This is a genomic window from Patescibacteria group bacterium, from assembly GCA_028716045.1.
Classification (GTDB): Bacteria; Patescibacteriota; Patescibacteriia; order JAQUQO01; family JAQUQO01; genus JAQUQO01.
This window is the reverse complement of record JAQUQO010000001.1, coordinates 515128-527170: the sequence shown is the minus strand read 5'-3', so window position 1 is coordinate 527170 and position 12043 is coordinate 515128. Positions and strand designations below refer to the sequence as shown.

3 protein-coding genes are annotated in these 12043 nt (G+C 46.7%); all 3 read left to right on the top strand.

Annotation, left to right across the window (positions count from 1 at the left end; translation table 11 throughout):
• Positions 1-518: 518 nt before the first annotated feature.
• The 3 genes from PHG22_02660 to PHG22_02650 all read left to right on the top strand — a co-directional run bounded on the left by PHG22_02660 (position 519) and on the right by PHG22_02650 (position 11972).
• On the top strand, positions 519-2645 hold the full coding sequence (locus PHG22_02660; protein MDD5490673.1) for a hypothetical protein: 2127 nt from the start codon (positions 519-521) through the stop codon (positions 2643-2645).
• 231 nt (positions 2646-2876) lie between these two features.
• Positions 2877-6374, top strand: a complete 3498-nt coding sequence (locus PHG22_02655; GenBank protein ID MDD5490672.1) for a thrombospondin type 3 repeat-containing protein — start codon at positions 2877-2879, stop codon at positions 6372-6374.
• 255 nt (positions 6375-6629) lie between these two features.
• Positions 6630-11972 carry a hypothetical protein gene (locus tag PHG22_02650; protein ID MDD5490671.1) on the top strand — a complete coding sequence of 1781 codons (5343 nt, stop codon included), beginning with the start codon at positions 6630-6632 and terminating at the stop codon, positions 11970-11972.
• Positions 11973-12043 lie beyond the last annotated feature (71 nt).

Below are 12043 nucleotides of genomic sequence, written 5' to 3'. Positions count from 1 at the left end.
GTGCACTATGAGGAAATTTGCTGTCCACCTGCTTGCTCCAGTAGTTCATCGACTTCAGCCTTTTCATGACTTTCACCTCCTTTCGGTTTTTAATGTGCTATTTTAATTGCCACTATAGCAATCTTGTTATTCTAGCATTACCTTCTCATTTTGTCAAGGTTTTTGGCTTAACCTTGTCACCCCCTCTTCTTTTTAAGTAATACACATATTCCCTCCCTTCTCATTTTAACATTTTATCAATTTCCAAGATATGGGCTTAATAAACCCGAGAAACACCTTGCCTGCGAAGTATTCCCCTGTAGAGACCCCGCCGCAGCGGGGTCTCTACAAATGAGAATCATCATTTCACATAACACAGCAAAACAGCAAACACGAGAACCCCGTTTGGCTGACATGTCTTGACAAACCCGTTCATTTAATATATGCTATTCTTAATTTGCGTTCCTTGATAATCCAAAATTAAATTTTGGTCAAAATAAATTTTGTTGGTAAAAAATTAAAAACATGGAGGTAGAAAAATGAAGACACTTGAAAGAAAATGGTTTTTGTTGTTGGCGGTTGTTGTAGCGGCGGCATTGTTTTCCGCCTGCGACGGAAGTTTAGGAGAAGGGGACGATGATGTGGATGAAGGAGAGGCAGGTGATTATGGAGATAAATCCTCTTTCCCATTTTTTGGCGACAAACAGAATGCTTTGTCCACCGCTAAGCCAGGCGATGCTTGCTATGAGGTGGAAGCAAACACTTGTTCGCCAGATCGTTCGGCTACTCTGGAATGCCTGGAAGCCAAGGGCGGTGGATATGCTTGGACGTTAACAAAAGATTGCGACAGTAACGAACTTTGTGTTGCTTATTTTAATGATAGCGGAGAGATGAGCTACACAACTTGTCATCATTGGTTCTTGCCCTGCACTAAACCAGATGCGCACTGTGATTACACAAGAATTGCGGCCTGTGGTCTTAATGGCGATGGTTGCCGTGCTTTCGGAGGAATATGGAGTGTAGAACAAATAGAAGGAGAATCTACGGCTGATAAGTGCGTTGAAATCTTGGGGATACCGTTGGAGTCACAATTTCTGGAACAGTCCGGGTATGATATTTTAGGACAGTTTAAAGATGATTTTAAGGTCGGTGGCGAGTATGACGAGTATCATAGTTTCACCGGAGAAGAGTCTCTTTGCTGGCGGAAAGAAGAATATAGTACTGGATGTGGGTATGACAGGGATTATGATATTTTTGTTGTCGGGCAATATGATTCTTCCAATGTTTGTGTAGGGGCGGCTTGGGATGAGGAGAAACTTTGTAAGAGTAGCACTGATTGTGGCGAGGGAAGTTTTTGTGTTATTGATGATGATAACCCGGAGGAGGCCAGATGTGACGATGACCAAATCGGTTATTCAAGTGAGATTTTTTTATGTGAGACCGATGATGGTTGTCCTTTTCGTAATGGGGGAGAGCAAAATGAAAGGCAAAAATGTATTAAGGGTTTTTGCAGTTGGCCCTGTGATGAAAGGAACATTTGTGACTCAGAAGGTGGTTATAGTTGTTCTGGTGATTTTTGTTTTTTTTGCAATGATGACTTTTATTGCGAGATATCCGAAGGTGATGATGACGACGATGACACGGCAGATGATGATGCGGACGATGATGATACCGCAGACGACGATGATTTTGACTGTCGTATTGAAGGATGCCCGGAAGGGTTTTCTTGTGGCGAAAACGGTATTTGCGAATCGGCAGACGATGACGATATTGTAGATGATGATGACATTGCCGATGATGACGACAATGATAATGATGATACAATATCAGAGGGGTGTGTAGTGGATAGTGATTGCGGTGACGATATTTGTATTGGCGGAGTTTGTGTCGTTAAGCCGACTACAGAAGGCGTTGTCAAGGGCGGAAATAAAGTTGACAATAGCTGCGTTGGTGAGATATCTCAACCAGGTGCAAAGACTGCGCTTATTGAGGGGTGCCTTGATGCCTTTGGTCTTGATCAGTCAACAGTTGGGCTCACAGTTGAAATTTTTCTCCTTGCGGAAAACGGAGAAATTGGCGACTTCATCACGAGGGCGGTTTCAAAAAGCATCGGCGTTGAAAAGTGCGGCAACCATAGCTTTTATGCTACGTCAGAAAAAGTGCCACTTGATACGCAACTCGTATTCAAGGTTAGCGGAGAAAGTTTTGTTGATACGTATCAGTATAATCAGTTTATTCCTTCTAGCGGTCTTGATGGCGACAAAGTTCCAATTGAAGCCGGTTCAACTACTGCGAATGTAGTAGCTGATAGCACGTATAGTTTAATCCCAGTCCTTATTGGGATAGGTTCCATTGATGCAGGAAGAGGTGCTATTATGGGCGAAATTCACGATTGCACGGATATGCAAGTTGAGAATGCCGTCGTTGGGTTTAATCCTCCAGTTGACACAGTTATTTATTTTACCGGAACCGACCCGGATCCCGCGGCTGCATCCACAGACCCTGATGCAATCTATGCGGGCATAAATATACTCCCCCAATTATATGTTATTTCGACAGCCACCTTAATAAACGGAGAGCCATCGGCGCTTGGGACCTGGAAAGTCAAAGGATTTGCTGACGGCGTAACAGTCATTATGTTTGACAACAACCAGCAACCGCTCTAACGATTCTAGTGATAAAAATCACCCAACCAGCCCCCAAACTCGGGAGCTGGTTTTTTAATATTTGCCCGCGCCAACCCCAAGGCGAGCGCGTGTGCCGAATAGGCATATCCCTTTTTCGGGCGAAGCGCGAGTCCGTCCGACCTGTTTGCGCCGGGGTAATTGCGTAAGGAGTTTTTATTTTAATGTTTTATTGTTTTTATGTTATAATATCTTTAGAAAATCAAGATTCCCATGCGAGAAAACCATAGAAAACTGGTAATGTTTTTTATCACCGCTTTTGTTTTTATTTTGGGCGGTTTTTTTGTTTCCCGAGCGCTGGCCATTTCCGACCCCTGCCCAGGCGAGATTTGTCGGCAGTATGAGTTTATTCAGGATGAGCCGAGCGAAACCTTTTACCAATTTTGTGCTAACAGCAATAATGATGATGGAGATAGCGCCGCTGATTGTAATGATTTGGATTGCAAACAAAACTTTGGCAACTGCGGCCCCTGTCCGGATAAAGAGAATATAACTTGGGCTTCTTGCGCCGACGGCAAGGACAATGATTTGGACGGAAACGTCGATTGCGCGGATGACGATTGCGATGGCCAGGTCGGCGATACGGCCAACGCAAAACTTTGTCCGTTCTCTTCGGGTGGCGCGGAAGAAAAGACGCCGGCATTGTGTGTTGATTCCAAAGACAACGATTTAGATAATTATATAGATTGCATTGACTTTGATTGCCAGACGGGCGAGGCCTGCGCTTTGGCCGATTGGCAAAGAGTGGAGTGTCTTGCTTCCGCTCCGCCGATTACGGTTTCGTTTGATAATAATCTAGATGACACCATCACTATCGCCGAGCAGATGACGGATTTGTACGCAGGTGCGCAGCACGAAATACATATCAAGGGGACGGGCCAATACTCGGCCGTTCAAATTTTGGCCGGCGACCTTACCGACCCTGATTTATATTATCCCTATTTGGCTTCCACCTGCGAAATAATTTCCGGCAATGAGTTGAACCAATTTATTTTAGTTTCTTCCGGCGATAACGGGTTTGCCGTTAGCTCCAATCCGGAAATAACTCTAAACGGTTTTAATATCACCGTGGCCTGCGATACTCCCGCCATTCCGCAGGAGGAAAGAGATTACAATATTTTAGTTGACGCGGCCAAAATTGATGAAAGCTCGGATACGATTGACACAATTATTTCCAGCCGTCTTTGGGAAAGCGCGGCGCCGGTAATCACCCGTTTGGAATACAGCGGAGAAATTATTGGCGGAGACAAAGTGAAAGTGGCCTATGGCAGTCAGTCGTTCTTTCGTGCCGTGCCTTCTAACGACGAATCGGGAATTTGTGATTGCGTTTTTAATTTCAATGGCTCCGAAAATACCGAAACCGTCAGTAATTTTTGCGTGGAGCAATCGCCCGCCATTTTTACCGTTGATAATTCCAATTATGTTTTAAGCGTTAAAGCCAAAGACGGCGCTGGCAATGTGAGCGAAACATTTACCAAAAATATTAAAATAGAAGTCCAGCCGTCTTTGATTGCCAATCTCGGTCTGGATAAACCTTTGGAAGAGATACAAGCGTATTTAGACCCTCAAAGTCCGATTCCGCCGGCGTTTATCTCGCCTTTTTATTCAACCGGTGAACACTTGTTGGTTAAAAACGCCAGCTTCAGAACCGGTGACGGGGATAGTTTTGCTTCGGCGGCGGAAGTGACGATTGATAATGAAGTAAAAGGGGAAGCGACTTGCGTGGGCGCTAATCCTGCGGTTTGCAGTTCCAGCCAAGGAGTTATTTTGACTGGTTTAAGCGAAGGCCGCCACGAAGTTTTTATTTCCCTACAGGACAGCGATTTAGATTGGGTGGATTCCAATAAACAATTTTTTTACATTTGCGACCCGGCCAAAACTTACGACCCTTCCCATGATTGCGCGCGGGCCGATTGGGATCAGGACGGCGCGGCGGAAGGACTGGCGGTTAAATCAGGTTTATACGAAAAATCAGGATTGGTTTGCGACAATTGCCCCGGGTTTTATAATCCCGCCCAGTCGGATTACAACGCTAACGGCGTGGGCGATGTCTGCGATAGTTTTGATTCCTGCGTTTATAGCGGCGGAGAATGTTTAACTGACGCCGATTGTCCCATAAATATTTGCGAAAATAATATCTGTAAATATAGCCGCGGCGCGTGTCAGTCGGATGCCGATTGTCCGGACAATATCTGCCAATCCACCGGCGGAGAAGGTTTTTGCGCCAAAACTTGTGTTGGGGACGCTGAATGTGTTCCGCCGGCTGGCGAGGTTTGCGTCAACTCCACTCCTGATTATTGTTCCCGTCCGCAATACGCCAAAATTTCTTGTTCCGGCGACGGCGACTGCGCCGCCGGGGAAATTTGCGTGGATAATTGCCCGGATATAGAAAATCCCGACCAAAGAGATACTGATAGAGATGGGCAGGGCGATGCCTGCGACACTGACGATGACAATGACGGAATTCCTGACCCATTGGATAATTGCCCTTTGGTTTATAATCCAAATCAGGAAGACGCTAACGGCAACGGCGTGGGCGATGTTTGTGAAGACGATACGGACGGCGATTGTGTTTTGGACGACGGCAATGGCAGCGGCTGGCCGGGCGATGGTCTATGCTTGGGCGAAGAGGCCGGGACTTGTGCGGGTAAGGGTTGTGATGACAATTGCTTGCTTGTTCCCAATCCTGCGCAAGAAGACGCGGATAACAACGGCGTGGGCGATATTTGCGAATGCGATTTTGACGGAGATGATATTTGTGATAACCCCGCTGTGCAATGTAACGGCTGTAGTGGCGGCCCGGATAATTGTCCGCTTGTTCCCAACCCCGACCAAGCTGATGCCAACGGCAATGGCGTGGGCGATGCCTGCGAAAATGATTTTGACGGCGATACTATTTTTGATAATGCCGACAATTGCCCCTACGTGCCCAATTTCAACCAAGCTGATTTAGACAACAACGGCGTGGGCGATGCCTGTGACCCTATCCGTCCGGAAGGTTTTTACGAGCCAACGCCTCCCCCCGAAGGTTTGCCCGGCCGGTCGTTGTATCAAAATCAGTTTGTCATTAGATTGTCCATAGCCGGAGCGCCAGCCGGTACTGTTATCAGTTGTAAGGTAAAAAACAGCAACGATAATTATATCGCTATGGGTGACAAAACTTTATCTCAAATCACCGTTTTCGACATAATAGAATTGCCGTCATACATTTTAGGGACAAATGAATCAGGAGTGACTGACTCCAGCGGCAAACCATGGGTCATTGAAGAATGCTCTATAAATATGACGGCAGGAGGGGTAAATCGTAATTTCATCCTCAAAAACGATAATAATTTTTTAAAGCCAATTTACGTTCATAAAAATTCCTGGTTTGGTTTGGAGTCTGAAGAGTATGACACTTACCGCGCGCAAGATTGTTACAAAGGATTTTTAAATAGGTTTTATTTGAATCAGAGCGCCATTTGCGGTTTTACCGGAGACGCTTTGTTTGCCAAAACTCTCTCTCCGCAAGCCGATAACGTAGAAACATTTTGCCATGATGGAGATGATAACGATGGCGATGGCTTTATTGACTGCGACGATTCCGATTGCCGCGGGCTTGCTTATTTTTGCCCCTGCAAAATAAATGACGACTGCCCGCTTGGTTATTCTTGTAATTTAGAGAAAAGAGGAATTTGTTGCGGCGCGGCAGGATGTATTTATAAGAGATAAGGAATAATAAATTGTAAATTTTAAATTACAAATAAATATCTAACGCCCAAATTTCAAATACCGATTGAATATTTACAAAACAGTTGTGTCATCCTGAGCCCCTCGACATTACGTCGGGGGGGCGAAGCGGGCCGGCAGGCAGGGATCTGAATCTGAGATTCTTCCCCCGAGTTCTCGGGGTTCAGAATGACAATGGGGCGGGGGCGGAGTTAGGAGATAAAAAGGGGAGTTGGAAAAAGGAAAGCAAAATAAAACATGTTTAGACAAAATAAAAAAATAATATCAATTACTATTGCCGCCGGCATTATTGTGCTGGCCGGCGGGTTTTTATTTTTTAGTAATTATCATTTTTTACAGGCGTTTATTAAGAGTAACGGATGCGCGGGCAATGTCTGCGCGCGGGAAGTTTCTTTAGCCGGCCGGACAATCAAGTATTGGTATACGGAGCATATTAAACCCAACGGAGTTTTTAAAATAAGATTTCAGGCGCCAGCGAGCGGGGGAATGGCAGTAAATTTTTCAGCCGGCGCTTTTCCCGTTCAGCCGGGCGGAGAGATTATTGACCCGCCGGATTGTTCCGTCACCAAGCGCCAGCAATATTTTATGGAAAATCCCGACCCGCGCTCCACGGCCGAAACTTTGGATTGTGTGGGCATTTCCAATACTAAAGTTTTCACGGCCAAAAGCCCCAGCGAAAATCAGCCAATAGATTTTGTGGCAAGTATTTCTCTGCCCGGTATCATGGATGGCGGCGGATACCCCTTGGAAGTTTCTTTTATTGAATTCGGTCAAGCGACCAGAGATAACATTTATTTTTACGTTGATGCCGCGGCTCCCTCGGGGAGCAATGAATCGGAAATTTTCGGCAGCGTCATTACCGCCGAGTCGCGTTGCGCCGATGGAGTGGACAATGATTTGGATTACGTTGCCGACTGCCGCGACGCCAATTGCGATAATTTGTCCGCCGGTCAAGTCGGAGAAAATGATGTGTATTGCCGTTACGCGGACGAAAAAACTTTGGCCGGTGAAGAGAGTAATTGTTTTGACCGTTGGGACAATGATTTTGATAAGGATGGGGTCAGTGAGAGAAACGCTTTTGACTCACTGTATTTTGATTATGACGCCGCCACCGGCGTTGATTGCCGCGATTTAGATTGCGAAGATAAATCCGGCGACCCTGATAATGGCGAAAACTTATGTTGGTATAATAATAGCGGCGTGGCTGGTGAAGGAGAAGCCAAAGGTTATCCTTTGAGTTGTCGTGACAGTTTTAACAATGACATTGATAACGGCAACGGCGTTTTCGCCGCCACGAACCACTATTTTAATAAAGATTATTATGATTGCGCGGATACTAATTGCTGGAAGCTGGGCGGCCTGTCGGCCGATAGCGTCAATCATCCTTGCCCGGCCAAAGAAAATAGTAATTCGGCTTGGTGCGTTGATGGCGTAGATAATGATTATGACGATGGCATTAATTCTTTGGATAAAAATTCCAACAGCGGCCTGGACTGTAAGGATTATGATTGCCGGCTCGTGGAATTTGGGGAGGGCGAATATCAAGACCCGACGACCGGCAAGAAATACGCCTGCCCGTTCAGCGAGTTGATAAATAAGAACGGAGAAAAAGATTGGCATCTTTGTTTTGATGAAGCGGACAATGATTTGGATTATTATATTTGGAACGAAACGCAGAACAAGTATATTTTTAATCCCGAAGGCGGGATTGATTGCGGTGACCCGGATTGCGTGGGCGTGAAAAATTTGGAGACGGGGCAGATTTGCTATCCCAATGAATTTGAAACAGGGCTCTATCAGGTTTGCGGTGACGGCCGTGACAATGACGGCGACGACCCGGATGGCAATTACATCCATGAATCCTCGCCCAGTGGCGGTTTTGACTGCGAAGATGACCGGCACGAAAGCGGTCAGGCGCCGGATTGCTGGCAGATGTTCGGCAACTGCGGCCCTTGTCCCGATATTGAAGATATTACTTACGGTTCCTGCGCCGATTCTTTAGATAATGATTTAGACGGCGGTTTTGATTGCGCCGACGGAGATTGCGCGGGCCAGCTCGGCAGTTTGATTAATGCCGCTTCTTGCGCGGCAGACGGCGGCGAGAAAGCGGCGATGTGTTTTGATGATTTTGACAATGACGCCAACGGCGCCACCGACTGCGCCGACGGTTCCTGTATCGGAGCGGCTCAAGTGGATTATTATTATGATTTGGATAAAGAATGCGGCGGGGAGAGTAACGCGGAATTATGCTCCGACTCCTTTGACAATGATGGCGACGAAGCGCGCGATTGTTTAGACAGCGGCTGTTCGGGTGCCGGCGATTGTGCCGGCCCCTGGAAGACGGCCGCTTGCGTCAATGTTCCGGATTATGATTATCCTTCCTGGAAAAACGTGAGCAACTCCATTAGCGTTCGTCAATATAAAAATGTCCGTATCGGCAACGAGCATAAATTGGAAATCAGGGGCACGGGCGGTTATACTTCTTTACAGATAAAAATCGGTTCTAAGTATGATTCGGATTATGATTATCCTTATAAATTTTGCGACGGAACAGTTTCTAAATGTTCAGTTAGCGGCACCGGCGACTGGCAAAAAATTGACGTGCTTTTCAAATGTGATGACGCTACCAATACAACCAAGGGCTATGCGTTTTTGCAGGCCAATTCTTCCCTAGGAAATTTTATTTTAAACATCTCTTGTCCGGTTCCGGTCGCGCCCTCGCCGGCCGAAAGTTATTTGGTTGATGTTTATGGCAACGGCGGAGCGGAAAGCGGGAGCCTTTCTTTAACCACGACTTTATACGAAGCCACTCCTCCGTCGGTTACGGAAATTGAGGTGGGAGGTATGGAAGAGCCGATGCAAAGAGTTATTGTTCCTTATGGCGGAACGATTGCTTGGCGCGGAGTTCCCACGGACGCGGCTACGGGAGACAGCGGCATTTGCGGTTGCTATGCCGAAGCCACTTCTTGGAACGCTTTTATAGATAATGATGAAACGCCGTCGGTTTACGAGAGTGATGCCGGAGCCGATTGTCGCGCTTCCCTTCCCAACATCACCAACGATGATATGTGGGATATCGCAGTTAAAGCGCGGGACGGGGCGGGCAACACCGGAGAAAATTTTAATCTTAATTCTGTTATGATTGACGTTGTTCCGGTGCCGAGCGGCGACATCACTTTGGAGCGTAAAAATAAAGAGGGAAATTATTTTAAAGACGGTCAGGGAACTGAACTCACGACTCTTGTTTCGCCATTTTTCCGCCGCGAAGACAAATTGATTTTCAAAAATGCCGGTTTTCGCGCGGCGGACAACGGAAGCTTCCCGGCCTTTTTTAACGCGCCAAACAACACTTGCCGGTTAAAAATAACCAACGATAGCGGAGATGAAGTTTATAGCGGCACGGCGGTGAAAACCGGCGACGGCAGCACTACGGTCTGTTCCGGAGAATATAGTTTACGAAACGATTTAAACATTGAAAACGATGGCATTTATTATCTAAGCGCGAGCGTGACTGATAACGAGGGTTTTCTAATAGAATCTAACCGCAAAGTTTTTTATGTTTGTAATAATGACCCCCTTAGTTATCCCGACGGCCATTTTTGTCAGTTGGCGGATTGGGACCAGGACGGAGCAGTAGAAGGCACACACGCCAAAGAATCGTTGTATAGGAATCCTGGATTGGTCTGCGACAATTGCCCCAATCTTTTTAATCCGGACCAGTCGGATTTGAATGCTAACGGTTTTGGCGATATTTGCGAGCCGGGCGGACTTTGCGTTTTAGACAGCAAACCCTGTCTCACGGACGGCGATTGTTCGCGGAATTTTTGTTCCGAAAATTTTTGCACCGTAAGTAAGACGACTTGCGCCACGGACGAGGATTGTCTTCCTAATTATTGCGACAACGGCATCGGCTCCTGTTCTAATAATTCCGAAGAAGCGGATTGCGTTCAAGGTTTGTGTATTTTGGATGGCCAGTGCGCCTGTGAACCCGGAGATTTGGAATGCGTGGCAGAAAATTGTATTTGTAAGAAGACCCCCGGATATTGCGAGGGAGATCCGGCGAAGATTTGTCTAACAGGGAAAGATTGTTTAGATAAATGTCTGGCCAATGGCCAATGCCAATATAGTGGAGCGGCGTGCGCTGCCGATGAAAATTGTTGGCCGATATGTAATCTCGGCGAAGAAGGTGGCGCTTGCTCTAACGATCCCGCCGAGGTATGCTTGAGAAGCCAGGATTGTTGGAGCGCTTGCCAATTAATACCTCAGGGATGTTCCGCGGACAGCGATTGTTTTATTCCGCAAGTGTGTCGTAGCGGCGTTTGCGTTAACCTTTGCGCGACGGACGCCGATTGTTCCGACGAAGAAAAATGTCTGGACGGAATTTGTGTCATCGGTTGTTCTACTGACGCAGATTGTCCCACCGGTTCCTGTGTTGGCGGGGCTTGCGAAGAAAAGGGGAGGTGCGGAGTTTCCGATGAGGAATGTCTTAAAGACAGTGATTGCCCGGCCAATGTTTGTGTGGACGCGGAATGCAGTTTGAGCGGCGATGTCTGCGGCGATAATTTACAATGCCCGGTGAATAATTGCGATTTAAGATACGGCCGCTGCAGCGATAATGAGTCTAAAGTTTGCGTGGAAGATAGCGATTGCGGCATTTTTGCTTATTGCGAAAAAGAAGTCGGTATCAAGCTTATTTATGATGAAGAAAAAAATGTTATTGGTTGGGAGTATTGCTATTTTGGCGAGGATTGCGTGAAGAGCTGGGGCGTTTGCGACCAGTCCGGGCTTATCTGCACCGACGATATCCAGTGTCCGGGCGAAAATGAAAAATGCGGCGCGCTCGGCTATCCGTGGTTAGAGACGCAGTTCGGAGGCATTTATACTCGCGGTTCGGCCAAAGCGGAATTTGTTCCGCCGACCGGATATTACAACGCCACCTATTGCGTCCGCGCTAAAGGTGAAGTGGTTAATTTAACCAGCGCTGCCGGTTGTTATGAATCCGTGGATCAGCCGTTTAATTATCCGCAGTCTGTTAACCGCTTTACCAATATTATAGGTAAGATTGATTTAGACGGAATTAACAGCGGACAGCACGGTAAAGTTTTTCAAATTGACTCTTTGCCGACCGATTTCGCTTTGGGCAATAATATCTATATAAGTAGGACTGGGCTAGACGTGGAAACGTTAAGAATCAAAAATGACAGCGGTAAGGGCCTGATCGTCGTTTATGGTGATTTAAATATCGAGGGCAATATCAGCTATAATGACGTGCCAGCCAATAAACTTTCTGATTTAGCTTCACTGGGGTGGATTGTTCTTGGTAATCTGAATATCGCCCCTTCGGTCACGGAAATAGTCGGCACTTTTTACGTGGAAGGCACGGTCAGTACTGGTTCCGGCTTTAACCCTCTGACGGTCAAAGGTTTAATGCTCGCGCGTGAGTTTAAATTTGAAAGGTTATTCGCTTCCATGACTCGCGGCGCAGAAAGCATTATCTACGACGGCCGCGCTCAAGCCAATCCTCCGCCGGGTCTGGTGGATCTTACTAAAGCCCTGCCGATAGTGAAAACCGGCCGATAGGTGACAGACGGCGGAGCGCATTTCGTCTTACATTTTTTTGTGATATACTAAAGAAGTAGGATTATTTTTAT

What these genes read in the sequence shown, in the direction of transcription:
- PHG22_02660 (MDD5490673.1), top strand. Translation starts at nt 519, where the DNA reads ATGAAGACACTTGAAAGAAAATGGTTTTTGTTGTTGGCGGTTGTTGTA.
- PHG22_02655 (MDD5490672.1), top strand. Translation starts at nt 2,877, where the DNA reads ATGCGAGAAAACCATAGAAAACTGGTAATGTTTTTTATCACCGCTTTT.
- PHG22_02650 (MDD5490671.1), top strand. Translation starts at nt 6,630, where the DNA reads ATGTTTAGACAAAATAAAAAAATAATATCAATTACTATTGCCGCCGGC.